The organism is Streptomyces marincola (genome assembly GCF_020410765.1).
Classification (GTDB): domain Bacteria; phylum Actinomycetota; class Actinomycetes; order Streptomycetales; family Streptomycetaceae; genus Streptomyces; species Streptomyces marincola.
Genome location: NZ_CP084541.1, coordinates 477,432 through 502,894, shown reverse-complemented (window position 1 = coordinate 502,894; position 25,463 = coordinate 477,432). Strand labels below are relative to the sequence as shown.

The window sequence follows — 25,463 nt, the reverse complement described above, 5'->3', positions numbered from 1 at the left end:
GGGAAGCGGTGCGCCTGTGTCCGGTGGAGAAGTGGCCGGCCTGCTCGTGGCCGTCTTCTGGGCGATCCTGGTCTCGTTCCTCGCCGTGGCCCTGTACCGGCTGGCGCAGGCGCTCAGGGCCGCGACCGAACTGGTCACGGGAGTCACCGAGCACGCCGTCCCGCTGCTCGGCGAGGCGTCGCGGACCGTGCGGTCGGCGCAGACCCAGCTCGACCGCGTGGAGAGCATCGCCTCCGACGTGCAGGACGTCGCCGCGAACGCGTCCGCGCTCTCCGGCACCGTCGCCTCCACCTTCGGCGGCCCGCTCGTGAAGGTGGCGGCCTTCGGCTACGGCGTGCGGCAGGCGCTGCGCCGCCGCGGCGGCCCGCGCCCGCCGGCCGCGCCCGGGCGCGCCGCACCCGGCGCGTTCCCCGCCCCCAGGCGCCGCTCCCCGCGAAAGGACTGATCCCGGCCATGTTCCGCCGCGCCTTCTGGTTCACCACCGGCGCCGCAGCAGGCGTCTGGGCCACCACCCGGGTCCAGCGCCGGCTGCGCGAACTCGCGCCAGAGAGCCTCGCCGTCCGCGCGGCGGGCCGCGCCGTCGAGACGGGCCACCGCGTCCGCGGATTCGCCCTCGACGTCCGGGCCGGCATGGCCAGGCGCGAGGACGAGCTGAACGACGCGCTCGGCATCGGCCGCGGCCCCGCGCCCCGCGCGGCGCTCCTCCCCCCACCCGCGCACGGGGCCGGGACCTTCCCGGCCCCTGAGACCACCGGAACGACCGGAACGACCGGAAAAGAGGACCACTGATGGAGTCGGCCGAAATCCGCCGCCGCTGGCTGAGCTTCTTCGAGAAGCGCGGGCACCAGGTCGTGCCCTCGGCGTCGCTGATCGCCGACGACCCCACGCTGCTGCTCGTGCCCGCGGGCATGGTGCCGTTCAAGCCGTACTTCCTCGGCGAGGCGACCCCGCCCCACCCGCGCGCCGTCAGCGTGCAGAAGTGCGTGCGGACGCCGGACATCGAGGAGGTCGGCAAGACCACGAGGCACGGCACGTTCTTCCAGATGTGCGGCAACTTCTCCTTCGGCGACTACTTCAAGGAACGGGCCATCCCCCTCGCCTGGGAGCTGATGACCTCGCCGGTCGCCGACGGCGGCTACGGTCTCGACCCGGAACGGCTGTGGATCACCGTCTACGAGGAGGACGACGAGGCCGAGCGCATCTGGCGGGACGTCGTCGGCGTGCCGGCCGAGCGCCTCCAGCGCCTGGGGATGGGCCCCAACTTCTGGTCCATGGGCGTGCCGGGGCCCTGCGGCCCCTGTTCCGAGATCCACTACGACCGCGGCCCCGAGTTCGGCGCGGAGGGCGGCCCCGCCGTCAACGACGAGCGGTACGTCGAGCTGTGGAACCTGGTCTTCATGCAGTACGAGCGGGGGCCGGGCGCGGGCAAGGAGGGCTACCCCATCCTCGGGGACCTGCCCGCCAAGAACATCGACACCGGCCTCGGCCTGGAACGCCTCGCGATGATCCTCCAGGGCGTCCAGAACATGTTCGAGACGGACACCCTGCGTGTCGTCATCGACAAGGCGGGCGACCTGACCGGCGTGCGGTACGGGGCCGGTGAGGACACCGACGTCTCGCTGCGCGTGGTCGCCGACCACATGCGCACCTCCGTCATGCTGATCGGCGACGGCGTCACACCGGGCAACGAGGGCCGCGGTTACGTGCTGCGGCGCATCATGCGCCGGGCGATCCGCAACATGCGCCTCCTCGGCGCCGAGGGCCCCGTGGTCCGCGAGCTCGTCGACGTCGTGCTGACCACGATGGGCGAGCAGTACCCCGAGCTGCTGACCGAGCGCCGGCGCATCGAGACGGTGGCGCTCGCCGAGGAGGCGGCGTTCCTGAAGACGCTCAAGGCCGGGACCAACATCTTCGACCTCGCGGTCACCGAGACCCGCGCCGCGGGCAGCGGCGTCCTGCCGGGCGACAAGGCGTTCCTGCTCCACGACACGTGGGGCTTCCCCATCGACCTGACGCTTGAGATGGCCGCGGAGGCCGGACTCTCGGTCGACGAGGGCGGCTTCAGGCGGCTGATGAAGGAGCAGCGCGAACGGGCCAAGGCCGACGCGCGCGCCAAGAAGCAGGGGCACGCCGACCTGTCCGCCTACCGCCAGGTCGCGGACGCGGCGGGACCCTCGGAGTTCATCGGCTACAGCCGCACCGACGGCGAGTCCACCGTGGTCGGGCTGCTCGTCGACGGGGTCGCCGCCCCCGCCGCGCACGAGGGCGACGAGGTGGAAGTGGTGCTCGACCGCACCCCGTTCTACGCCGAGGGCGGCGGCCAGCTCGCGGACACCGGGCGCATCCGCCTCGACTCCGGTGCCGTGATCGAGGTCAGGGACGTGCAGCAGCCCGTGCCCGGCGTCATCGTGCACAAGGGCGAGGTGCAGGTGGGCGAGGCGACCGTGGGCGCCGGCGCGTACTGCCACATCGACGTGCAGCGCCGCCGTGCCATCGCCCGCGCGCACAGTGCCACGCACCTCACCCACCAGGCGCTGCGCGACGCGCTCGGCCCGACCGCCGCCCAGGCCGGTTCCGAGAACTCGCCCGGGCGCTTCCGCTTCGACTTCGGCTCGCCCGCCGCCGTGCCGGGCGCGGTGCTCACGGACGTGGAGCAGAAGATCAACGAGGTGCTCGCGCGCGAACTCGACGTCACCGCCGAGGTGATGTCGATGGACGAGGCGAGGAAGCAGGGCGCCATCGCCGAGTTCGGCGAGAAGTACGGCGACCGCGTCCGCGTCGTCACCATCGGCGACTACTCCAAGGAGCTGTGCGGCGGCACCCACGTGCACAACACCGCCCAACTCGGCCTGGTGAAGCTGCTCGGGGAGTCCTCCATCGGCTCGGGCGTGCGCCGGGTCGAGGCGCTGGTGGGCGCGGACGCCTACCGGTTCCTGGCCCGCGAGCACGCCGTGGTGGCGCAGCTCACCGAGCTGGTCAAGGGCAGGCCGGAGGAACTGCCGGAACGCGTCTCCGGCATGCTCGCGCGCCTGAAGGAGGCGGAGAAGGAGATCGAGCGGTTCCGCGCGGAGAAGGTGCTCCAGGCCGCGGGTTCGCTCGCCGCCGGAGCGCGGGACGTGCGCGGCGTGGCGCTGGCCACCGGGCGCGTGCCCGACGGCACCACGCCCGACGACCTGCGCCGGCTCGTGCTGGACGTGCGGGCCCGCATCCAGGGCGACCGGCCCGCCGTCGTGGCGCTGTTCACGGTGGTCAAGGACCGTCCGCTGACCGTCGTGGCCACCAACGAGGCCGCGCGCGAACGCGGTCTGAAGGCCGGCGACCTGGTGCGCACCGCGGCCAAGGCGCTCGGCGGCGGCGGGGGCGGCAAGCCGGACGTGGCGCAGGGCGGCGGGCAGGACCCCGCGGCCATCGACGAGGCGCTCGCCGCCGTGGAACGCCAGGTCGCGGACGTCGCCTGATGCGACGTGGCAGGCGGCTGGCCGTCGATGTCGGCGAGGCCAGGATCGGGGTCGCGAGCTGCGACCCCGACGGCCTGCTCGCCACGCCCGTGGAGACCGTGCCGGGGCGCGACGCCGAGGCGGCGCGGCGCCGACTGGCCGCGCTGACCGAGGAGTACGAGCCGATCGAGGTGCTGGTCGGGCTCCCGCGGTCGCTCAGCGGCGGCGAGGGCCCGGCCGCGGCCCGCGTCCGGGCGTTCGCCGAACGGCTGGCGCGCCGGCTCGCGCCGGTGCCGGTGCGGCTGGTGGACGAGCGGATGAGCACGGTCAGCGCCGCGCGCGGCATGCGGGCATCAGGGGTGTCGGCCAAGAAGGGCAGGTCCAGGATCGATCAGGCCGCAGCGGTGGTGATCCTCCAGGCCGCGCTGGACGCGGAGCGCAGCGCGGGGCAGCCGCCCGGGCAGTGCGTCGAAGTGGTTGTCTGATCGCGGTACGGTAACGTTCCGCGCGACAGGGCAGCCGCGCGGATCGCGTGGGGGATCGGCTGCCACCTTGCGTGACAAGGGGTTCGATGACTGACGATGGCCGGAATCCCGGCTCCGAACCGTGGTATCCCGACGATCCGCGCTACGCGGACCAGGGATGGTCCGGCGGGTACGAGGGAGCCGGAGGCCACCCCGCGCAACAAGGCTCGTGGCAGCACCACTACGGGGCGCAGCAGCAGTATCACGGACAGCAGTACGATGCGCAACCGGGATACGACGGGCAGCAGTACGGGGGGCAGCAGTACGGGGACGGCGGGCCGTACGCCTCGAACGACCCGCACTACGGGGACGGGCAGCAGTACCACCAGCAGCAGCCGTACCAGGGGCAGGGCGGATGGGAGAGCGCCGGCGGGCACTACGGGCAGGGGTACGGGGAGGATCCGTACGCCACCGCGGGGCAGCCGGGCCCGGTGCAGGACCCCGGGGGCTTCCAGGGCGCCTACGGCGCGGACCAGGGCTACCCGGGGCAGCCGTACGACACGGCAGGGCACCAGCCGGGCCAGGACGGGCACCCCTACGCCTCGGACCAGCAGTACGCCGGGCAGCCGGGGCACCCGGCGGCGCCGCGGCCGGAGCACGAGCGGCAGCAGGCCCCCGGCGCGGTCGGCGGGCAGCCGGGGGAGCGGCGCCGTGAGCCGGAGCCCGACCCGGAGACGGGCTGGGACCCCGGGCCCGACCAGGGGGAGCTGGACTTCTTCCGCCGCGAGGACGAGGACGGGGACGAGGGCCGCGCCGGCGACTCGGGACGCGGCTCCGGCCGCCGGGGCGACCGGCAGAAGAGCGCCAAGAGGCGGCGCGGCGGCCGCGGTTGCGCGGTGGCGGCCGTGCTCGTGCTCGCGGGCGTCGGCGGGGTCGGGTACTACGGATACGACTTCTACCAGGAGCGGTTCGGCCCGGCGCCCGACTACCAGGGCGAGGGCACCGGCGAGGTGCAGGTCACGATTCCGGACGGCGCCACCGTCTCCCAGATGGCCAACATCCTGCGCGAGGCCGGCGTGGTCCGCAGCCACGACGCGTTCGTCGACGCGGCCGGCGGCCAGGCGCTCCAGGCGGGCGTCTACACGCTGCGGGAGCAGATGTCGGCCGAGTCGGCCGTCGCGATGATGCTCAACGGCGAGGCCGTCGGCGGCCTGATCATCCCCGAGGGCCGGCGGGCCACCGAGGTCTACACCATGATCGACGAGTACCTGGGCCTGGCCGAGGGCGCCACGGCCGAGGCCGCCGAGGCCGCCGATCTCGGCCTGCCCGACTGGGCCGAGGGCGACCCCGAGGGCTTCCTCTTCCCCGCCCGCTACGACGTCGGCACCGACACGGCGCCCGAGGAAGTGCTGCGTCAGATGGTGCAACGGGCCACGGCCGAGTTCACCGAGACCGACCTCGAAGGCCAGGCCGCCTCGATCGGCAGGACGCCGCGCGAAGTGCTGGTGATCGCCTCGCTGATCGAGGCGGAGGGGCAGTCGGACGAGGAGTTCGTCCGGGTCTCGCGGGTCATCCACAACCGCCTCGAACAGAACATCCGCCTGGAGTTCGACTCGACCGTCAACTACGCGTTGGGGCGCCACACGCTGGACGTCTCACTCGACGACACCGACATCGACTCGCCGTACAACACCTATGAGGAGTTCGGGCTGCCGCCCGGGCCCATCGCCAACCCCGGGCACGCGGCCATCGAGGCGGCGCTCAACCCGGCGGACGGCCCCTGGCTGTTCTTCGTCACCGTGCGCCCCGGGGACACCCGTTTCACCGACGACTACGACGAGCACCTCCAGAACGTGCTGGACTTCAACGCCGCGCAGCGGGAGGCCAGGGAGCAGGAGGGCGGCGAGTGAGCGGCGCGCCTTTCTCCGGCCGCCGCGCGGCGGTCCTGGGCTCCCCGATCGCCCACTCGCTCTCCCCGGTGCTGCACCGGGCCGCCTACCGCGCCCTCGGCCTCGACGACTGGACCTACGAGCGGTTCGAGGTGGACGAGCGGGCCCTGCCCGGTTTCGTCGCGGACCTGGGCCCCGAGTGGGCGGGCCTGTCCCTCACGATGCCGCTCAAGCGCGCCGTTCTCCCGCTGCTCGACGAGATCAGCGAGACCGCGGCCTCCGTCTCCGCGGTCAACACCGTCACGTTCACCCGGGAAGGACGCAGGCGCGGGGACAACACCGACATCCCCGGCATGGTCGAGGCCCTGCGGGAGCGCGGCGTGACGCGGGTGGAGCGCGCCGCCGTGCTCGGCGCGGGCGCCACCGCGTCCTCCGCGCTCGCCGCGCTCGCCCGGATCTGCGACGGGGAGATCACCGCCTACGTGCGCGGCGCGGAGCGTGCCGCCGAGATGCGGGAGTGGGGGAGCCGGCTGGGCGCGGCCGTGCGGATCGGTGCCTGGGAGGACGCGGCGCAGGCACTGGAGGCGCCGCTGGTCGTGGCCACCACGCCCGCGGGGGCCACCGACGCCCTGGCGGGCGCCGTGCCCGCGGCGCCCGGAACGCTGTTCGACGTCCTGTACGAGCCGTGGCCCACGGCGCTCGCCGGCGCCTGGGCCGCCGGGGGCGGCGCGGTCGTCGGCGGCCTCGACCTGCTGGTGCACCAGGCCGTCCTCCAGGTCGAGGCCATGACAGGGCTGGCGCCTGCCCCGCTCGAACGGATGCGCGCGGCAGGCGAGGAGGCGCTCGGCGCGGGCTGAGCGTCGCGCGACCTGGTCCGCGCCCCACCCCGAGGAGTCGTGTCGCAGGGGCGTGGGAGGATCTGCGGAGGAAGGTCCCACAGGCGTTGAATACTGAGGAGCACCGTTGAGCAGGCTGCGCTGGCTGACGGCGGGAGAGTCGCACGGTCCCGCACTGGTGGCGACTCTGGAGGGGCTGCCCTCCGGGGTACCGGTGACCACGGAGATGGTGGGGGACGCGCTGGCACGCCGGCGCCTCGGCTACGGTCGCGGGGCCCGGATGAAGTTCGAGCGCGACGAGGTCACGTTCCTCGGCGGCGTCAGGCACGGGCTGACGCTCGGCTCGCCGGTCGCCATCATGGTGGGCAACACGGAGTGGCCCAAGTGGGAGAAGGTCATGGCGGCCGACCCCGTGGACCCGGAGGAGCTGGCGGGGCTCGCCCGCAACGCGCCGCTGACGCGTCCGCGCCCCGGCCACGCCGACCTCGCGGGCATGCAGAAGTACGGCGTGAACGACGCGCGGCCCATCCTGGAACGCGCCTCCGCGCGCGAGACGGCCGCCCGTGTCGCGCTCGGCACCGTCGCCCGGTCCTACCTCAAGGAGACGGCCGGTATCGAACTCGTCTCGCACGTCATCGAGTTGGGCGGGGCCCGCGCCCCGAGGGACGTGCTGCCGCACCCGCGCGACCTCATGACCCTGGACGCGGACCCGGTGCGGTGCCTCGACCCGCTGGCGTCCAAGGCGATGGTCGACGTGATCGACCAGGCGCACCGGGACGGCGACACCCTCGGCGGCGTCGTGGAGGTCGTGGCCTACGGCGTACCGGTCGGGCTCGGCTCGCACGTCCACTGGGACCGGCGGCTCGACGCGCGGCTCGCGGGCGCGCTCATGGGGATCCAGGCCATCAAGGGCGTGGAGCTGGGCGACGGCTTCGACCTGGCCCGCGTGCCCGGTTCGCAGGCCCACGACGAGATCGTGGCGGGCGAGGACGGCATCCGGCGCGCCAGCGGCAGGTCGGGCGGCACGGAGGGCGGCCTGTCCACGGGCGAGGTACTGCGCGTGCGCGCCGCGATGAAGCCGATCGCCACCGTGCCCCGGGCCCTGGCCACGGTGGACGTCGCCACCGGCGAGGCGACCAGCGCCCACCACCAGCGTTCCGACGTGTGCGCGGTCCCGGCGGCCGGGATCGTCGCCGAGGCCATGGTCGCGCTCGTCCTCGCGGACGCGGTGGCGGAGAAGTTCGGCGGTGACAGCGTGACCGAGACCCGGCGCAACGTCACCGCGTTCCTCGACCACCTGGAGATCCGGTGACCGCCGAGCCCGCCGCGCGGGCGGCCGGGGCGCCGGACGCGGCGGGCTCGGCAGGTCCCGCGACCCCCGCCGTGGTGCTCGTCGGGCCGCCGGGCTCCGGCAAGTCCACGGTCGGCGCGCTGCTCGCCCGGCGGCTCGGCGTCACGGTCCGCGACACCGACACCGACGTCGAACGCACCGCGGGCAAGCCGATCCCCGACATCTTCGTCGAGGACGGCGAGCCGCGGTTCCGCGCACTGGAGGCCGCCGCGGTGCGGGCCGCCGTCACCGGCCACGAGGGCGTGGTCTCGCTCGGCGGCGGCGCCGTGCTCGACCCGGAGAGCCGGGCCCTGCTGGCCGGGCTGCCGGTGGCCTTCCTCGACGTGCCGCTGGCCGAGGCGGTCCGCCGCGTCGGCCTCGACGTGCCGCGCCCGTTGCTCGCCGTCAACCCCAGGCAGCGCTGGCGCGTGCTCATGGAGGAACGCCGCCCGCTGTACACGGAGGTCGCCAGGGCGGTCGTGGAGACCGCCGAGCGCACCCCGGACGAGGTTGCCCAGGCCGTCCTCGACGCATTGGAGATCACGACCCCATGAGCGTTCCCCCGAAGGACGCGCGCCCCACCGACCCGACCAGGATCACGGTGGGGGGCAGCGCGGGTACCGAGCCCTATGACGTGCTGGTGGGCCACCACCTGCTCGGCGAGCTGCCGCGCCTGATCGGCACGGCCGCGCGGCGTGTCGCGGTGCTGCACCCGCGGGCCCTGAGCGGGACCGGCGAGGCGGTGCGCGAGGACCTCGCGGGCCAGGGGTACGAGACCATCGCCGTCGAGCTGCCGGACGCGGAGGAGGCCAAGACCGCCGAGGTCGCCGCCTACTGCTGGAAGGCGCTCGGATCGAGCGGGTTCACCAGGACCGACGTGATCGTCGCGGTCGGCGGCGGCGCCACCACCGATCTGGCGGGCTTCGTCGCGGCCTCCTGGCTGCGCGGCGTGCGCTGGGTCGCCGTGCCGACCACGGTGCTCGGCATGGTCGACGCGGCCGTCGGCGGCAAGACCGGGATCAACACGGCCGAGGGCAAGAACCTGGTGGGCGCCTTCCACCCGCCCGCCGGCGTGCTGTGCGACCTCGCCGCGCTGGCGACACTGCCGGTCAACGACTACGTGTCCGGCCTCGCCGAGATCATCAAGGCCGGGTTCATCTCCGATCCCGTGATCCTCGACCTGATCGAGTCCGACCCCGAGGCCGCCCGCGGCCCCGCGGGACCGCACACCGCGGAGCTGATCGAGCGCGCGGTGCGGGTGAAGGCCGCCGTGGTGGCCACCGACCTGAAGGAGTCGGGCCTGCGGGAGATCCTGAACTACGGGCACACCCTGGCGCACGCCATCGAGAAGAACGAGCGCTACAGCTGGCGGCACGGCGCCGCGGTCTCCGTCGGCATGGTCTTCGCCGCGGAGCTCGGGCGCGTCGCGGGCCGCCTCGACGACGCCACGGCCGACCGCCACCGCGCGGTGCTGACGTCCGTGGGGCTTCCCGTGACCTACCGCGGCGACCAGTGGCCGCGCCTGCTTGAGACGATGCGCGTGGACAAGAAGACCCGCGGCAACCTGCTGCGTTTCATCGTGCTCGACGGGCTGGCCAAGCCCGCCGTCCTTGAGGCCCCCGACCCGGCGATGCTGCTGGCCGCACACGCGGAGATCGCCGCGTGAGCCGCCGGGTGCTCGTGCTGAACGGGCCCAACCTCGGCCGTCTCGGCTCCCGCGAGCCCGACGTGTACGGCTCGACCTCCTACGCCGGCCTCGTCGAGCGGTGCACCGCGCTGGGCGGGGAACTGGGCCTGGATGTCGAGGTCCGGGAGACCAACGACGAGGGCGAGCTGATCCGGTGGCTGCACGAGGCGGCCGACGGGGCCGTGCCCGTCGTGATCAACCCGGGGGCGTTCACCCACTACTCCTACGGGCTGCGCGACGCCGCCGCCCAGCGGACGGCCCCGCTCGTCGAGGTGCACATCTCCAACCCGTACGCCAGGGAGGAGTTCCGCCACACCTCGGTGATCGCCGCCGTGGCGAGCGGCACGGTCGCGGGGTTCGGCATCGGCTCGTACCTCATGGCCCTGCGCGCGCTCGCCGAGGGAACGGCGGACTGACGGGGGGCGCGCGGCACTTCGGTGAAGGGGCGCGCGTTCACGAAGGGCCGGGTGCCACCGGGTACGGTGTGACTGGTCCGAAGGGGATGCACGAGCCGCCGCGCCGTGCGGGAAGGACAGAGGTGGGGAGCGGATGCAACAGTCCGGCGGAGTGCCTGTGCCACCGTCCGCCCCGCTCGACGGCGGGACGGCCGCGTACCTGAGCCCGCCCGCCGGCGGGGTCCCGGCGCCTTCGCCGCCCCCGGGGGCGGCGCGCCCCGACGTCTCGCACGCCGCGGTCGCGGTGCTCCTGATCGGCCCGGCCGGGGCGGGCAAGACGACGGTCGCCAGGTACTGGGCCGAGCGCCGCCCGGTGCCGACGGCCCACATCAGCCTCGACGATGTGCGGGAATGGGTGCGTTCGGGCTTCGCCGACCCGCGCTCCGGCTGGGACGACCGCTCCGAGGCCCAGTACCGGCTGGCCCGCAGGACGTGCGGCTTCTCCGCCCGCAACTTCCTGGCCAACGGCATCTCCTGCATCCTGGACGACGCCGTCTTCCCCGACCGGCCGGCCGTCGGGCTCGGCGGCTGGAAGCGGCACGTGGGCCCCGGGCTCATCCCGATCGTGCTGCTGCCTGGGCTCGACATCGTCCTGGAGCGGAACGCGGCGCGATCCGGCACCCGCCGCCTCTCCGACGAGGAGGTGGCCACGATCCACGGGCGGATGGCCGGGTGGTACGGCTCGGGGCTGCCGATCATCGACAACTCGCGGCACGACGTGGCGACCACCGCCCGCATGCTGGACGACGCGGTGGCGAGGAGCCTGACCAGCCCGCCGCAGTGGTGAGGGCCGTGCTCGTCCGGACGAGTTCAGGCAGCCGAAGCCGCGCGGTGGTGCGTAGGCTCGACCCATGTCCGAGGTACACGCGGCCAGGCGGTCGCGGCTGCGTGCCCGCCACGCGTCGACCGGCCCGCAGGCGGCGCTGGTCTCCCGGCCGGCCAACGTCCGCTACCTGGCCGGTCCCGCGCCCGCGGGTGCCGTGCTGCTGGTGGGGGAGTCGGGCGAGGACGTCCTGTTCGGCCACTGGGACCCGGCGGTCGCGCCGGAGGTGCCCAGGCCGGCCGGTGGCGGCGGACTGCGCGGCGTGGCGCTCGACGGGCACGTCGACCCGGTCGTGGCCGCCGCCGCGCAGGCGGAGCGGGCGGGTGCGGCGGCGCTGGCCGTCGAGGAGCACCACCTGACCGTCGCCAGGCACCGCGCCGTGGCCACCGAGTTCCCGCGGCTGCGCCTGACCGACCTGGGCTGTGCGGTGGAGCAGCAGCGGCTGGTCAAGGACGAGGACGAGATCGCCGCCCTGAGGTCCGCCGCCGAGATCACCGACCGGGCGCTGGGCGAGCTGCTGGAGTCGATCCTCGTCGGCCGCACGGAGCGGCACCTGGCGCTCGAACTGGAGCGGCGGCTGGTGGACCACGGGGCGGACGGCCCGGCGTTCCCCACCTCGGTGGCCACCGGCAGCCACTCCGGGGTGGCCGGCCACCGGCCGACCGACCGCCGGGTGGAGGAGGGCGACTTCCTCACCGTCCGCCTCGGGGCCCGCTACCGCGGCTACCGGTGCCAGATCGGCCGGACCTTCGTCATCGGCACCAGCCCGGCCGCGTGGCAGATCGAGCTGTACGAGGTGGTGTTCGCCGCGCAGCGGGCGGCCAGGGAAACGCTGGCGCCCGGCGCCGAGTACCGCGCGGTGGACCTGGCCGCGCGGGAGGTGCTGACCGCCGCGGGGCACGGCGCGGCGCTCGGTCCCGGCACAGGTCACGGGGTGGGGCTGGAAATCGGGGAGGACCCTCAGCTGGCTCCCGCGGCCACGGGTAGACTTGGCCCTTGCGTTCCGGTCACCGTCGAGCCGGGGGTCCATCTTCCCGGCAGGGGCGGCGTCCGGATCGATGACACGCTCGTCGTGCGCTCAGCGGCGGACGGCGGACCTGAGCTACTCACCATCACGACCAAGGAGCTCCTCGCCCTGTAGGCACTGCCGGGGGCGGTGGAGGAACTCGGTCCCCCAAGCAGCAGTCGGTAGGAGATTCCGCGACCGTGGCCACCACGAACGACCTGAAGAACGGCATGGTGCTCAAGCTCGACGGGGGCCAGCTCTGGTCCGTTGTCGAGTTCCAGCACGTGAAGCCCGGCAAGGGCGGCGCTTTCGTGCGCACCAAGCTCAAGAACGTACTCTCCGGCAAGGTGGTCGACCGGACCTTCAACGCCGGCACGAAGGTCGACACGGCCACCGTGGACCGACGGGGCATGCAGTTCTCCTACAAGGACGGCACCGACTTCGTCTTCATGGACACCGAGACCTACGACCAGCTGCACATCAACCCGGAGACCGTGGGCGACGCGGCCAACTACCTGCTGGAGGGCCAGGACTGCACCGTGGCCATCCACGAGGAGAACCCGCTGTTCGTGGAGCTGCCGGCGGCCGTCGAGCTGGTCATCGAGTACACCGAGCCCGGCGTGCAGGGCGACCGGTCCACCGGTGGCACCAAGCCGGCCCGGCTGGAGACCGGCTACGAGATCGGCGTGCCCCTGTTCATCACGACCGGGGAGAAGATCAAGGTCGACACCCGCTCCGGCGAATACCTTGGCCGGGTGAACAGCTAACCGTGGCTGCCCGCAGCAAGGCCCGCCAGCGCGCCCTCCAGATCCTCTTCGAGGCCGACCAGCGGGGCGTCCCGCCGGTCGACGTCCTCGCGGACTGGGTCAGGCTCGCGCGGACCGACGACCGGCAGCCGCCGGTCAGCGAGTACACCCGCGAGCTGGTCGAGGGCTACGCCGCCCACGCGCACCGCATCGACGAACTCATCAGCCAGTACACCGTGAGCTGGCCCCTGGACCGCATGCCGGTCGTCGACCGCAACATCCTGCGGCTGAGCACCTTCGAGCTGATCTGGCAGGACGGCACGCCCGATCCCGTGGTGCTCGACGAGGCGGTGCGCCTGGCCAAGGAGTTCTCCACGGACGACTCCCCGTCCTTCGTCAACGGCCTCCTCGGCCGTCTGAAGGACCTCAAGCCCACGCTCCGCCGTTAGGGCCTCTCGCGCGGGCCTGCTTCCGCGCGGCGTCCCCCGCGTGTCGGGGAGGGCGCCGACGGGCCGACCGGCCGGGTACGGAACCCCGCACCCGGCCGGCCCGGCACGTGCGTCAGCTGTCCTCGGTCTGGACCGCCCGGCGCGCGTCAGCGCCCAGCACGCCCCAGCTGATCAGCTGCTCGGTCAGCACGGAAGGCGACTGGTCGTAGATCACGGCCAGAGTGCGCAGGTCGTCCTGGCGGATCGACAGCACCTTGCCGTTGTAGTCGCCGCGCTGGCTCTGGATCGTCGCGGTGTACCTCTGGAGCGGGCCCGCCTTCTCGCTGGGCACGTGGGCCAGGCGCTCCAGGTCGAGGACGAGCTTCGGCGGCGGCTCGGCGGCACCCCCGGGCGTCGAGCCGGGCAGCAGCTCCTGCACCGGGACGCCGTAGAAGTCCGCCAGCTCCGCGAGGCGCTGCACGGTCACGGCACGGTCGCCGCGCTCGTAGGAGCCGACGACGACCGCCTTCCAGCGGCCCTGCGACTTCTCCTCGACGCCGTGAAGCGACAGACCCTGCTGGGTGCGGATGGCGCGGAGCTTGGCTCCGAGCTGTTTGGCGTATTCGCTGGACAATGTGTCTCCCCGGACGGCTACTTCGTAACTCACTGTGATGTTACGCAGCGTGATATCTCCCGTCAAGCCGGGGTCCGGCACCCAGGCTCTGACCTGGGGGAATGCGGAGTGTGCCGATCGGCCTGCTATTGTCGGCCCCGATCGGCCCAGGCGTCCTTTAAGGCCCGTCCCGTGAGGCGGGGAAGGAGGTCCTTTTCGTATGGATGAAACCCAGCCACCCCAGCAAGCCAGGCCCCCGGCCCGCTCCGTCCTGGAGCCGCCGGACATCGCGCGGGCCCTGACCCGCATCGCCCACGAGATCGTCGAGCGCGCCAAGGGCGCCGACGACGTGGTGCTGCTCGGCATCCCGACCAGGGGAGTCTTCCTCGCCCGGCGGCTCGCCGCCAAGCTGCGGGAGGTCACCGGCCACCCCGTGCCCGTCGGTTCCCTCGACGTCACGATGTACCGGGACGACCTGCGGCTGCGGCCCGCCCGCGCCCTCGCCCGCACCGACATCCCGGGCGACGGCGTCGACGGCCGGCTCGTCGTGCTCGTGGACGACGTGCTGTTCTCCGGCCGCACCATCAGGGCCGCCCTCGACGCCCTGGGCGACATCGGCCGCCCGCGCGCCGTCCAGCTCGCCGTCCTCGTCGACCGCGGGCACCGCGAGCTGCCCATCAGGGCCGACTACGTCGGCAAGAACATCCCGACCTCGCAGCGGGAGACCGTCAAGGTGCTGCTCACCGAGGAGGACGGCCGCGACGGCGTGCTGCTCGGCGTGCGCGAGCACACGCCGGCCGACGAGCGCTGACGCGCCGTCACGCCCCGGTCCACGGCACACCTCAACTCTCCCACGGAAGGCACCAGATGAAGCACCACCTCATCTCGGCCACCGATCTCACCCGCGACGACACGGTGCTCATCCTCGACACCGCCGAGGAGCTCGCCCGGGTCGCCGACCGGCCGATCAAGAAACTGCCGACGCTGCGCGGTCGCACCGTGGTGAACCTCTTCTTCGAGGACTCCACCAGGACCCGCATCTCCTTCGAGGCGGCGGCGAAACGACTCTCAGCCGACGTGATCAACTTCTCCGCGAAGGGGTCGTCCGTCTCCAAGGGCGAGTCCCTCAAGGACACCGCCCTGACGCTTGAGGCGATGGGCGCCGACGCCGTCGTCATCAGGCACCACGACTCGGGAGCCCCGCACCGGCTGGCGACCTCGGGCTGGATCGGGGGCAGCGTCGTCAACGCGGGGGACGGCACGCACGAGCACCCGACGCAGGCGCTGCTCGACGCGTTCACCCTGCGCCGCCGCCTGGCGGGCGGTCCCGAGCGCGGCATGGGCGGTGACCTGTCCGGCCGCCGCGTCACCATCGTGGGGGACATCCTGCACAGCCGGGTGGCCCGTTCCAACGTCCACCTGCTGACGGCACTGGGCGCCGAGGTCACCGTCGTCGCCCCGCCGACCCTGCTGCCCGTGGGCGTATCGCACTGGCCCTGCGCGGTGTCCTACGACCTGGACACGGTGCTGCCCACGTCCGACGCCGTGATGATGCTGCGCGTGCAGCGCGAGCGGATGAACGCCGCCTACTTCCCGACCGAGCGGGAGTACGCGCGCCGCTACGGGCTGCACGGCGAGCGCATGGCCAGGATGCCGGAGCACGCCCTCGTGATGCACCCGGGCCCGATGAACCGCGGCATGGAGATCACCGCGGAGGTCGCGGACTCGCCGCGCTGCACCGCCGTCGAGCAGGTCTCCGGCGGCGTCAGCGTCCGCATGGCGGTGCTCTACCTCCTGCTCGGCGGCGCCGAGCCCGCCGCCACCACCCGTACCGACGAGAACGGACAGCCCGCATGAACCGGAACGAGCGCACCCTGATCCGCGGCGCGCGTATCCTCGGCGGCCCGCCGCAGGACCTCCTGATCGACGGCTCCGCCGTCGCCGCCGTGGGCACCGGTCTCCCCGCCGACGGCGCGGCCGTCGTCGAGGCCGAAGGGCTCGTCCTGCTGCCTGGACTGGTCGACCTGCACACCCACCTGCGCGAGCCCGGCCGCGAGGACTCGGAGACGGTCCTCACCGGCACCCGCGCCGCCGCCGCCGGGGGCTTCACGGCCGTGCACGCGATGGCCAACACCTTCCCCGTGGCCGACACCGCGGGCGTCGTCGAGCAGGTCTGGCGCCTGGGCACGGAGTCCGGCTACTGCGACGTGCAGCCCGTCGGCGCGGTCACGGTCGGCCTTGAGGGCAAGCAGCTGGCCGAGCTGGGCGCGATGCACGAGTCGGCCGCCCGGGTCGTCGTCTTCTCGGACGACGGCAAGTGCGTCGACGACGCGGTGATCATGCGCAGGGCCCTGGAGTACGTGAAGGCGTTCGACGGCGTCATCGCCCAGCACGCGCAGGAGCCGCGGCTGACCGAGGGCGCGCAGATGAACGAGGGCGTCGTCTCGGCCGAACTCGGCCTCGCCGGCTGGCCGGCCGTCGCCGAGGAGTCGATCATCGCGCGGGACGTGCTGCTCGCCGCCCACGTCGGCTCCCGGGTCCACGTCTGCCACCTGAGCACCGCGGGCTCCGTCGAGCTGGTCCGCTGGGCCAAGTCCAAGGGCTGGCAGGTCACCGCCGAGGTCACCCCGCACCACCTGCTGCTCACCGACGAGCTGGTGCGTTCCTACGACCCGGTCTACAAGGTGAACCCGCCGCTGCGCACCCGGGAGGACGTCCTGGCGCTGCGCGAGGCGCTGGCCGACGGCACCATCGACTGCGTGGCCACCGATCACGCCCCGCACCCGCGCGAGGACAAGGACTGCGAGTGGGGCGCGGCGGCCATGGGCATGATCGGCCTGGAAACGGCGCTCTCCGTGGTCCAGCACACCATGGTCGACACCGGGCTGCTCGACTGGGCCGCGGTCGCCGACCGGATGTCGTTCAGGCCCGCCGCCATCGGCCGCCTGGCCGGGCAGGGCCGCCCGGTGGCCGAGGGCGAGCCGGCGAACCTGACGCTGGTCGACCCCGACCACCGCGCGGTGGTCGAGCCCGCCGGGTTCGTCTCCCGCAGCCGCAACACCCCCTACCGCGGCATCGAACTGCCCGGGCGGGTGGTGCACACGTTCCTGCGCGGCCGGGCCACGGTGCGGGACGGGGCGCCGGTATGACCTCCGCGCCGCTGCTCCGCCTCGCGGCGGACGGCGAACTCGAACGCAGGTCGCAGGAGGTGACCGACTGGGCCGCGCGCATCGGCTGGATCGTGGGCATCCTGCTGTTCCTCGCGCTGGTCTACTGGCTCATGCGCGAGGGCTGGAAGTGGCGAGCCGTGCTCCAGGACGACCTGCCCGAGCTGACTCCCGCGCCCGAGGACCCGCCAGGGGCGCGCCTGGCACTGGCCGGCCGCTACCACGGCACCACCACCGCCGGGCAGTGGCTGGACCGCATCGTGGCCCGCGGCCTCGGCGCGCGCAGCCGGGCCGAGCTGACGCTGAGCGGCGCGGGCGTGACCGTGCTGCGCCCGGGCGCGACCGACTTCCACATCCCCGCCGACCGGGTCCGCGGCGCCCGCCTGGACAAGGGCATCGCCGGCAAGGTGCTCACCGAGGGCGGCCTGCTGGTGATCACCTGGGAGCACGGCGGGCGCCTGCTCGACTCCGGATTCCGGGCCGACCGGCCCGCGGAACACGCCGCGTGGGTCGGGGAACTCGGCGCGTTCGACCCGTACGAAGGCTCCCTCGTGGGCCACACCCGCAACACCCCTGAGGAAGGTGCACCATGACCACCGCCCCGCGGCACACCGCCACGGCTCCCGCCGTGCTGGTCCTGGAGGACGGCCGGGTGTTCCACGGCCGGGCCTACGGCGCGGTCGGCGAGACCTTCGGGGAAGCCGTCTTCGCCACCGGCATGACCGGCTACCAGGAAACGCTGACCGACCCGTCCTACCACCGGCAGGTGGTCGTCATGACCGCCCCGCACATCGGCAACACCGGCGTGAACGACGAGGACCCGGAATCCCGGCGCATCTGGGTCGCCGGCTACGTGGTCCGCGACCCCGCCCGGGTGCCGTCCAACTGGCGCTCGGTGCGCCCGCTCGATGCCGAGCTGGCGAGCCAGGGCGTCGTCGGCATCAGCGGCGTCGACACCCGGGCCCTGACGCGGCACCTGCGCGAACGCGGCGCGATGCGCGCCGGCGTCTTCTCCGGGCCCGCGCTCGCCGACACCGAGACGCTGCTCGCGCGCGTCAGGTCGGCTCCCGAGATGACGGGCGCCGACCTGTCCGCCGAGGTCGCCACGACCGAGACCTACGTCGTACCGGCCATCGGCGAGAAGCGGTACACCGTCGCCGCGGTCGACCTCGGCATCAAGGGCATGACGCCGCACCGCATGGCGCAGCGCGGCATCGAGGTGCACGTGCTGCCCGCGACCGCGACCCTGGACGAGGTGTACGCGGCCGGCCCCGACGGGGTCTTCTTCTCCAACGGCCCGGGCGACCCGGCGGCGGCCGACCACCCGGTCTCGCTGATGCGCGGGGTGCTCGACCGCCGCACGCCGCTGTTCGGCATCTGCTTCGGCAACCAGATCCTGGGCCGCGCGCTCGGCTTCGGCACGTTCAAGCTGAAGTACGGGCACCGCGGCATCAACCAGCCGGTGAAGGACCTGGCCACCGGCCGCGTCGAGGTCACCGCGCACAACCACGGCTTCGCCGTCGACGCGCCGATCGACAAGGTGTCAGAGACGCCGCACGGCCGCGTCGAGGTCTCGCACGTCTGCCTGAACGACGACGTCGTCGAGGGGCTGCGGCTCCTGGACCGCCCGGCCTTCAGCGTGCAGTACCACCCCGAGGCCGCCGCGGGTCCCCACGACGCCGCCTACCTGTTCGACCGCTTCGTCTCCCTGATGGAGGACCAGCGTGCCTAAGCGCACCGATATCCAGTCCGTCCTGGTCATCGGCTCGGGTCCGATCGTCATCGGCCAGGCCGCCGAGTTCGACTACTCCGGTACCCAGGCGTGCCGCGTGCTGAAGTCCGAGGGGCTGCGCGTCATCCTCGTCAACTCCAATCCGGCCACCATCATGACCGACCCGGAGATCGCCGACGCGACCTACGTCGAGCCGATCACGCCGGAGTTCGTCGAGCGGATCATCGCCAAGGAGCGCCCGGACGCGCTGCTGCCGACCCTGGGCGGCCAGACCGCGCTGAACACCGCGGTCGCGCTGCACGAGGCCGGCACCCTGGACGCGCACGGCGTGGAGCTGATCGGCGCGAACGTGGCGGCGATCCACAAGGGCGAGGACCGCGAGCAGTTCAAGCACGTCGTCGCCGCGGTCCGGGAGCGCATCGGGCACGGCGAGTCGGCCCGTTCCGTCATCTGCCACTCCATGGACGAGGTGCTGGCCGGCGTCGAGGGGCTCGGCGGCTACCCGGTCGTCGTCAGGCCCTCCTTCACCATGGGCGGGGCCGGCTCGGGCTTCGCGCACGACGAGGCGGAGCTGCGCCGCATCGCGGGCCAGGGCCTCGCCCTTTCGCCGACCACCGAGGTGCTCCTTGAGGAGTCGATCCTCGGCTGGAAGGAGTACGAGCTTGAGCTGATGCGCGACCGCAACGACAACGTGGTCGTGGTCTGCTCGATCGAGAACCTCGACCCCATGGGGGTCCACACCGGAGACTCGATCACGGTGGCCCCCGCGATGACGCTGACCGACCGCGAGTACCAGGTGCTGCGCAACATCGGCATCGAGGTCATCAGGGAGGTCGGGGTCGACACGGGCGGCTGCAACATCCAGTTCGCCGTGAACCCCGAGGACGGCCGGGTCGTCGTCATCGAGATGAACCCGCGGGTGTCCCGCTCCTCCGCGCTCGCGTCCAAGGCCACCGGCTTCCCCATCGCGAAGATCGCCGCCCGCCTCGCCATCGGCTACACGCTGGACGAGATCCCCAACGACATCACCGAGCAGACGCCGGCCTCGTTCGAGCCGACCCTCGACTATGTCGTCGTCAAGGTGCCGCGGTTCGCGTTCGAGAAGTTCCCCGCGGCCGACCCGACCCTCACGACCACCATGAAGTCCGTCGGCGAGGCCATGGCGATCGGCCGCAGCTTCACCGAGGCGCTGAACAAGGCGCTGCGGTCGGTCGAGAAGAAGGACGCGCCGTTCGACTTCACCGGGGAGCCGGGCGACAAGGAGGCCCTGCTGCGGCTGGCGGCCGTCCCCACCGACGGCAGGCTCAACACCGTGATGGCCGCCATCAGGGCGGGGGCCACGCCCGACGAGGTGTTCGAGGCCACGCGCATCGACCCCTGGTTCGTCGACCAGCTCTTCCTGATCAAGGAGATCGCCGACGAACTCGCGGCGGCCGACCGGCTGGGCCCGGAGCTGCTGGCCGCCGCCAAGCGGCACGGCTTCTCCGACGCCCAGATCGGGGGCATCCGCGGCCTGCGCGAGAACGTCGTCCGCGAGGTCAGGCACGCGCTGGGCGTGCGCCCGGTGTACAAGACCGTCGACACCTGCGCCGCGGAGTTCGCGGCCCGCACGCCCTACCTGTACTCGTCCTACGACGAGGAGTCCGAGGTCACGCCGCGGGAGAAGCCCGCGGTGATCATCCTCGGCTCCGGCCCCAACCGCATCGGCCAGGGCATCGAGTTCGACTACTCGTGCGTCCACGCGTGCTTCGCGCTCAGCGAGGCGGGCTACGAGACCGTGATGGTCAACTGCAACCCGGAGACGGTCTCCACCGACTACGACACCTCCGACCGGCTGTACTTCGAGCCGCTGACCCTGGAGGACGTCCTTGAGGTCGTCCACGCCGAGACGCAGGCGGGCCCCGTCGCCGGGGTGCTGGTGCAGCTCGGCGGGCAGACCCCGCTCGGCCTGGCGCAGGCGCTGAAGGACAACGGCGTGCCCGTGGTCGGCACCTCGCCCGAGGCGATCGACCTCGCCGAGGAGCGCGGCGCGTTCGGCCGTGTCCTGGCCGACGCGGGACTGCCCGCGCCGAAGTACGGCACCGCGTTCTCCTTCGACGAGGCCAAGGACATCGCCGCGGGCATCGGCTACCCGGTCATGGTGCGGCCCAGCTACGTGCTCGGCGGCCGCGGGATGCAGATCGTGTACGACGAGCCCGCGCTCGCCGAGTACCTGAGGCTGCACGCCGGGCTGATCTCCGAACACCCGGTCCTGATCGACCGGTTCCTCGACGACGCCATCGAGATCGACGTCGACGCCCTCTACGACGGCGAGGAGCTGTACCTCGGCGGCGTGATGGAGCACATCGAGGAGGCCGGCATCCACTCGGGCGACTCCGCCTGCGCGCTGCCCCCGATCACGCTGGGCGGCCACGACATCAAGCGGCTGCGCGCCTCCACGGAGGCCATCGCCCGCGGCGTCGGCGTCCGCGGACTGATCAACATCCAGTTCGCGCTGGCAGGCGACATCCTGTACGTGCTCGAAGCCAACCCCCGCGCCTCCCGCACCGTGCCGTTCACCTCCAAGGCCACCGCCGTGCCGCTGGCCAAGGCGGCGGCGCGCATCTCGCTGGGCGCCACCGTGGCGCAGCTGCGGGCCGAGGGCCTGCTGCCGGCGCACGGGGACGGCGGAACGCTGCCCCCGTCCGCGCCGATCTCCGTGAAGGAGGCGGTGATGCCCTGGTCGAGGTTCCGCGACGTGCACGGGCGCGGCGTGGACACCGTGCTCGGCCCGGAGATGCGGTCGACGGGCGAGGTCATGGGCATCGACTCGGTCTTCGGCACCGCCTACGCCAAGTCGCAGGCGGGCGCCTACGGCGCGCTGCCGACCAAGGGCCGGGCCTTCGTCTCGGTCGCCAACCGCGACAAGCGCGCCGTGATCTTCCCCGCCAGGGCCCTGGTCGAGCACGGCTTCGAGCTGCTGGCCACCTCGGGGACGGCCGAGGTGCTCCAGCGCAACGGCATCCAGGCCACCGTCGTGCGCAAGCAGAGCGAGGGGACGGGCCCGCAGGGCCAGCCGACCATCGTCACGCTGATCCACGAGGGCCAGGTCGACCTCATCGTCAACACGCCCTACGGCACTGGCGGCCGGCTCGACGGCTACGACATCAGGACCGCCGCCGTCGCCCGCGGGGTGCCCTGCCTGACGACGGTGCAGGCACTGGCCGCCGCGGTGCAGGGCATCGACGCCCTGAACCGCGGCGAGGTCGGGGTCCGCTCCCTCCAGGACCACGCGCGCGACCTCGACGCGACCAGGGAGCGGTGAGCGACGTGCCCGCCTACCAACTGCTGTTCGACAAGGTCCTGCGGCGCGTGGACGCCGAACGCGCGCACCACCTGGCGTTCGGGCTCATCAGGGCCGCCGCCCGGGTCCCCGGCGCGCGTGGTGCGGTGCGCACCGCGTACGCGCCCTCGCACCCCTCCCTGCGCGTTCACGCGCTCGGGCTCGACCTGCCGGGACCGCTCGGCCTCGCCGCCGGATTCGACAAGAACGCCGTGGGCGTCACGGGCCTGGCCGCCCTCGGCTTCGACTTCGTCGAGATCGGCACCGTGACCGCCCGTCCGCAGCCGGGGAACCCGGCGCCGCGCCTGTTCCGGTTGCCGGCCGACCGGGCCCTGATCAACCGGATGGGCTTCAACAACGACGGCTCGGTCGCCGTCGCGGCCCGCCTGGCCAGGCTCCGCGCCCCCAGGCCCGTGGTCGGCGTCAACATCGGCAAGAACAAATCCGTCCCCGAATCGGAGGCAGTCGCCGACTACGTCACCACGACCCGGCGGCTGGCCCGCCACGCCGACTACCTCGTGGTCAACGTGTCCTCGCCGAACACCCCGGGGCTGCGCGACCTCCAGGCCGCCGACCGGCTGCGGCCCCTGCTCGCCGCCGTCCGCGAGGCCGCCGACCGGTCCTCGCCCGTGCGCCGCGTTCCGCTGCTGGTCAAGATCGCCCCCGATCTGGCAGACGAGGACATCGACGCGGTCGCCGACCTCGCCGTCGAGACCGGCCTCGACGGCATCGTCGCGACCAACACGACCACGGGGCGCGCGGGGCTGACCACCGGGGCCGCGGCGGTCGAGGCCCTCGGCGCCGGCGGCCTGTCCGGCGCCCCGCTCAAGGAGCGCTCGCTCGCCGTGCTCCGCCGCCTGTACGCGCGGGCCGGCGACCGGCTGACCCTGATCGGCGTGGGCGGCATCGAGACCGCGGACGACGCCTGGCAGCACATCCTGGCCGGCGCCACGCTCGTGCAGGGGTACAGCGGCTTCGTCTACGGCGGTCCAGGATGGGCCCGCGACCTGCACCGCGGCATCGCGGAACGGCTGGCCGCGAGCCCGTACCGCAGCCTGGCCGAGGCCGTCGGCGCCTCGGCGGAAACCGGCCCGGCCGCCGCCCGCGCCCCCGAGGAGTCGCGATGACCGCGCCCGAGCCGTTCGGCGCGCGCCTGCGCCGTGCCATGGACGAACGCGGCCCGCTGTGCGTGGGCATCGACCCGCACGCCGCGCTGCTCGCCGAGTGGGGGCTGCCCGACGACGTCGGCGGCCTCGAACGGTTCACCGCGACGGTGGTGGAGGCGCTGGCCGACCGGGTCGCGGTACTCAAACCGCAGTCGGCGTTCTTCGAACGCTTCGGCTCCCGCGGCGTGGCCGTGCTGGAGCGGGCCATCGCGGACGCCAGGGCGGCGGGCGCGCTGGTCGTCACGGACGTCAAGCGCGGCGACATCGGTTCGACGATGGCCGCCTACGCGGACGCCTACCTGGCCGAGGGCGCGCCGCTGCGCTCGGACGCGGTCACGCTGAGCCCCTACCTCGGGTTCGACGCGCTGCGGCCGGCGTTCGACCTGGCGCGCGCGCACGGCGCGGGCGTGTTCGTGCTCGCCCTCACCTCCAACCCGGAGGGCGCCGAGGTGCAGCGGGCGACGACGGAGGCGGGGCCCTCGGTGGCCGGTGCCGTGCTCGGGCGGCTGCGCGCGGAGAACGCGGGCGCCCTGCCGCTGGGCTCCTTCGGCGCCGTGGTCGGCGCGACCCTCGCGGAGGCGGGCGAGGATCTCGCGATGGGCGGACCGCTGCTGGCCCCGGGGCTCGGCGCGCAGGGGGCGCGCGCGGCCGACCTGCCGCGCGTCTTCGGCGGCGCGCTGCGCGACGTGCTGCCCAGCGTGAGCAGGGGCGTGCTGCGGCACGGCCCGGACGCGGGCGCCCTGCGCGCCGCGGCGGAGCGTGAGGCCGCGGCCCTGGCCGCGTGCGTCGGTGCCGGAGGGTGACGGGCCGTCGCCTTGGGGCGCCGACGGGTGCGTTATGTCGGAAATGTGGAGGCCGCTTCACAGCTGACCAGGACTTTTTGTCGATTCTCCCTGACTTATTGCGTCGAGCACCGCTAGTCTCCGTCGAGAACGGGGCACCCGAGCGTTGCTCGTTGCCCCACTGGTGCGGGGACCACTAGGTTCCTCACCGTTCCGTATCCGACAGTTCGACAACCGAGGTGACGTAGGCGTGGCTCTACCGCCCCTAACCCCTGAACAGCGCGCAGCCGCGCTTGAGAAGGCCGCCGCGGCTCGCCGGGAGCGCGCCGAGGTCAAGAATCGGCTCAAGCACTCCGGCGCGTCGCTGCACGAGGTCATCAAGCAGGGCCAGGAGAACGATGTCATCGGCAAGATGAAGGTCAGCGCCCTGCTGGAGTCGATGCCTGGCGTCGGCAAGGTCCGCGCCCGCCAGATCATGGAGCGGCTCGGCATCTCCGAGAGCCGCCGGGTCCGCGGGCTCGGCTCCAACCAGATCGCGGCGCTGGAACGCGAGTTCGGCAGCACTCCGGCCTGACCCGCGCGCGACCCGGCGGCGCGGTTTTCGCCGCCGCCGCGGGAGAAGCGATAATCACCGCATGACCGATCGTCCGCGACTGACCGTGCTCTCCGGCCCCTCGGGGGTCGGCAAGAGCACGGTCGTCGCTCATCTGCGCAAGGCCCATCCCGAGGTGTGGCTCTCCGTCTCCGCCACCACGCGCAAGCCCCGCCCGGGCGAGCGGCACGGCGTGCACTATTTCTTCGTGGACGACGAGGAGTTCGACAAGCTGGTCGCCAACGGCGAGCTGCTGGAGTGGGCCGAGTTCGCCGGCAACCGCTACGGAACGCCCCGTCGCGCCGTGCTCGACCGCCTCGACTCGGGCGCGCCCGTGCTCCTGGAGATCGACCTCCAGGGCGCCCGCCTGGTGCGGACGTCCATGCCGGACGCCCGGCTCGTGTTCCTCGCGCCGCCCAGCTGGGAGGAGCTGGTCCGCCGGCTCACCGGCCGCGGCACGGAGGCGCCCGCCGTCGTCGAGCGCCGCCTCGCCGTGGCGCGCACGGAGCTCGCGGCGGAGCGTGAGTTCGACATCACGCTGGTCAACACCTCGGTCGAGGACGTCGCGGCCGAACTGCTAGCCTTGATTCGTTGACCCCTACCCATCGTGGGGCATCCTGAGACATCCAGCGGAAGGCAGAGCGTGTCCTCTTCCATCACCACGCCCGAGGGCATCATCAACCCGCCGATCGACGAGCTGCTTGAGGCCACGGATTCGAAGTACAGCCTCGTGATCTACGCCGCCAAGCGCGCGCGCCAGATCAACGCCTACTACTCGCAGCTCGGCGAGGGCCTGCTGGAGTACGTCGGGCCGCTCGTGGACACGCACGTCCACGAGAAGCCGCTCTCCATCGCGCTGCGTGAGATCAACGCGGGACTGCTGACCTCGGAGGCGGTCGAGGGCGCCACCGACTGACGGCGTTCCCGACCCGAAGGCCCGGCCGCGCGCCGGGCCTTTTCCGTGCCGTGCGGCAGGATGGACCTCCGA

The 25,463-nt window shown here is 73.2% G+C and carries 26 protein-coding genes; 25 read left to right on the top strand and 1 reads right to left on the bottom strand.

Translation table 11 applies throughout. From position 1 onward, the window contains the following. The first annotated feature begins 16 nt into the window (after positions 1 to 16). The 14 genes from LC193_RS01995 (at position 17) to nusB (ending at position 13,122) form a co-directional block, all read left to right on the top strand. Positions 17 to 445, top strand: coding sequence for a DUF948 domain-containing protein (locus LC193_RS01995; protein ID WP_086161574.1), 429 nt, complete (start codon positions 17 to 19; stop codon positions 443 to 445). 8 nt (positions 446 to 453) lie between these two features. Next, entirely contained in the window at positions 454 to 789 is a 336-nt protein-coding gene (locus tag LC193_RS01990; RefSeq protein ID WP_226070770.1) for a DUF6167 family protein, read from the top strand. Beyond that, on the top strand, positions 789 to 3,458 hold the full coding sequence (alaS, locus tag LC193_RS01985) for an alanine--tRNA ligase (protein WP_226070768.1): 2,670 nt from the start codon (positions 789 to 791) through the stop codon (positions 3,456 to 3,458). Before LC193_RS01990 ends, alaS begins: the two co-directional genes overlap by 1 nt. Further along, a complete protein-coding gene (ruvX, locus tag LC193_RS01980; protein WP_226070766.1) occupies positions 3,458 to 3,922 on the top strand; it encodes a Holliday junction resolvase RuvX in 465 nt (154 codons plus the stop codon). The genes alaS and ruvX overlap by 1 nt, the downstream gene beginning before the upstream one ends. An 86-nt stretch (positions 3,923 to 4,008) precedes the next feature. Then, entirely contained in the window at positions 4,009 to 5,811 is a 1,803-nt protein-coding gene (mltG, locus tag LC193_RS01975; RefSeq protein ID WP_226070764.1) for an endolytic transglycosylase MltG, read from the top strand. Beyond that, on the top strand, positions 5,808 to 6,647 hold the full coding sequence (locus LC193_RS01970) for a shikimate dehydrogenase (RefSeq protein ID WP_226070762.1): 840 nt from the start codon (positions 5,808 to 5,810) through the stop codon (positions 6,645 to 6,647). Before mltG ends, LC193_RS01970 begins: the two co-directional genes overlap by 4 nt. Positions 6,648 to 6,753: 106 nt before the next feature. Next, entirely contained in the window at positions 6,754 to 7,938 is a 1,185-nt protein-coding gene (gene aroC / locus LC193_RS01965; RefSeq protein ID WP_086161579.1) for a chorismate synthase, read from the top strand. Between the two features lie 71 nt (positions 7,939 to 8,009). Beyond that, complete coding sequence (locus LC193_RS01960; protein ID WP_226078446.1) at positions 8,010 to 8,510, top strand: shikimate kinase; 501 nt, start codon at positions 8,010 to 8,012, stop codon at positions 8,508 to 8,510. Beyond that, a complete protein-coding gene (gene aroB, locus LC193_RS01955) occupies positions 8,507 to 9,622 on the top strand; it encodes a 3-dehydroquinate synthase (RefSeq protein ID WP_226070760.1) in 1,116 nt (371 codons plus the stop codon). Before LC193_RS01960 ends, aroB begins: the two co-directional genes overlap by 4 nt. Further along, the gene (aroQ, locus tag LC193_RS01950) at positions 9,619 to 10,059 is read left to right on the top strand and encodes a type II 3-dehydroquinate dehydratase (protein ID WP_086161582.1); all 441 of its coding nucleotides are present in this window, start codon (positions 9,619 to 9,621) and stop codon (positions 10,057 to 10,059) included. Before aroB ends, aroQ begins: the two co-directional genes overlap by 4 nt. 133 nt (positions 10,060 to 10,192) lie before the next feature. Continuing rightward, on the top strand, positions 10,193 to 10,885 hold the full coding sequence (locus LC193_RS01945; protein WP_404819330.1) for an AAA family ATPase: 693 nt from the start codon (positions 10,193 to 10,195) through the stop codon (positions 10,883 to 10,885). A 64-nt stretch (positions 10,886 to 10,949) separates the two neighbouring features. Next, positions 10,950 to 12,062 (top strand): M24 family metallopeptidase, encoded by a 1,113-nt coding sequence (locus tag LC193_RS01940; protein ID WP_226070749.1) that lies wholly within the window; start codon positions 10,950 to 10,952, stop codon positions 12,060 to 12,062. 65 nt (positions 12,063 to 12,127) lie between these two features. Beyond that, positions 12,128 to 12,694, top strand: a complete 567-nt coding sequence (gene efp, locus LC193_RS01935; protein WP_226070747.1) for an elongation factor P — start codon at positions 12,128 to 12,130, stop codon at positions 12,692 to 12,694. A gap of 2 nt (positions 12,695 to 12,696) precedes the next feature. Next, on the top strand, positions 12,697 to 13,122 hold the full coding sequence (gene nusB, locus LC193_RS01930) for a transcription antitermination factor NusB (RefSeq protein ID WP_226070745.1): 426 nt from the start codon (positions 12,697 to 12,699) through the stop codon (positions 13,120 to 13,122). A gap of 112 nt (positions 13,123 to 13,234) precedes the next feature. On the opposite strand, the gene bldD is transcribed toward nusB, so the two are convergent. Then, entirely contained in the window at positions 13,235 to 13,735 is a 501-nt protein-coding gene (gene bldD / locus LC193_RS01925) for a transcriptional regulator BldD (protein WP_086161587.1), read from the bottom strand. A gap of 199 nt (positions 13,736 to 13,934) precedes the next feature. Here bldD and pyrR point away from each other — a divergent pair, with 199 nt between their 5' ends. The 11 genes from pyrR to rpoZ all read left to right on the top strand — a co-directional run bounded on the left by pyrR (position 13,935) and on the right by rpoZ (position 25,391). Beyond that, positions 13,935 to 14,525 carry a bifunctional pyr operon transcriptional regulator/uracil phosphoribosyltransferase PyrR gene (pyrR, locus tag LC193_RS01920; RefSeq protein ID WP_086161588.1) on the top strand — a complete coding sequence of 197 codons (591 nt, stop codon included), beginning with the start codon at positions 13,935 to 13,937 and terminating at the stop codon, positions 14,523 to 14,525. A 56-nt stretch (positions 14,526 to 14,581) separates the two neighbouring features. Continuing rightward, positions 14,582 to 15,571 carry an aspartate carbamoyltransferase catalytic subunit gene (locus LC193_RS01915; protein ID WP_226070743.1) on the top strand — a complete coding sequence of 330 codons (990 nt, stop codon included), beginning with the start codon at positions 14,582 to 14,584 and terminating at the stop codon, positions 15,569 to 15,571. Next, positions 15,568 to 16,863, top strand: a complete 1,296-nt coding sequence (locus LC193_RS01910) for a dihydroorotase (RefSeq protein WP_226070741.1) — start codon at positions 15,568 to 15,570, stop codon at positions 16,861 to 16,863. The genes LC193_RS01915 and LC193_RS01910 overlap by 4 nt, the downstream gene beginning before the upstream one ends. Further along, complete coding sequence (locus LC193_RS01905) at positions 16,860 to 17,474, top strand: PH-like domain-containing protein (protein ID WP_226070739.1); 615 nt, start codon at positions 16,860 to 16,862, stop codon at positions 17,472 to 17,474. The genes LC193_RS01910 and LC193_RS01905 overlap by 4 nt, the downstream gene beginning before the upstream one ends. Further along, complete coding sequence (carA, locus tag LC193_RS01900) at positions 17,471 to 18,613, top strand: glutamine-hydrolyzing carbamoyl-phosphate synthase small subunit (RefSeq protein ID WP_226070737.1); 1,143 nt, start codon at positions 17,471 to 17,473, stop codon at positions 18,611 to 18,613. The genes LC193_RS01905 and carA overlap by 4 nt, the downstream gene beginning before the upstream one ends. After that, positions 18,606 to 21,917, top strand: a complete 3,312-nt coding sequence (gene carB / locus LC193_RS01895; protein ID WP_226070735.1) for a carbamoyl-phosphate synthase large subunit — start codon at positions 18,606 to 18,608, stop codon at positions 21,915 to 21,917. Before carA ends, carB begins: the two co-directional genes overlap by 8 nt. Further along, the gene (locus tag LC193_RS01890) at positions 21,914 to 23,062 is read left to right on the top strand and encodes a quinone-dependent dihydroorotate dehydrogenase (protein WP_226070727.1); all 1,149 of its coding nucleotides are present in this window, start codon (positions 21,914 to 21,916) and stop codon (positions 23,060 to 23,062) included. The genes carB and LC193_RS01890 overlap by 4 nt, the downstream gene beginning before the upstream one ends. After that, entirely contained in the window at positions 23,059 to 23,904 is an 846-nt protein-coding gene (gene pyrF, locus LC193_RS01885; RefSeq protein ID WP_226070724.1) for an orotidine-5'-phosphate decarboxylase, read from the top strand. Before LC193_RS01890 ends, pyrF begins: the two co-directional genes overlap by 4 nt. A 229-nt stretch (positions 23,905 to 24,133) precedes the next feature. Beyond that, entirely contained in the window at positions 24,134 to 24,457 is a 324-nt protein-coding gene (locus LC193_RS01880; RefSeq protein WP_077062580.1) for an integration host factor, read from the top strand. A gap of 61 nt (positions 24,458 to 24,518) precedes the next feature. Further along, positions 24,519 to 25,070: a guanylate kinase gene (gmk, locus tag LC193_RS01875; protein WP_086161594.1), complete on the top strand. Its 552-nt coding sequence runs from the start codon at positions 24,519 to 24,521 to the stop codon at positions 25,068 to 25,070. A gap of 48 nt (positions 25,071 to 25,118) precedes the next feature. Then, positions 25,119 to 25,391 (top strand): DNA-directed RNA polymerase subunit omega, encoded by a 273-nt coding sequence (gene rpoZ, locus LC193_RS01870; RefSeq protein ID WP_059008417.1) that lies wholly within the window; start codon positions 25,119 to 25,121, stop codon positions 25,389 to 25,391. Positions 25,392 to 25,463: the final 72 nt, after the last annotated feature.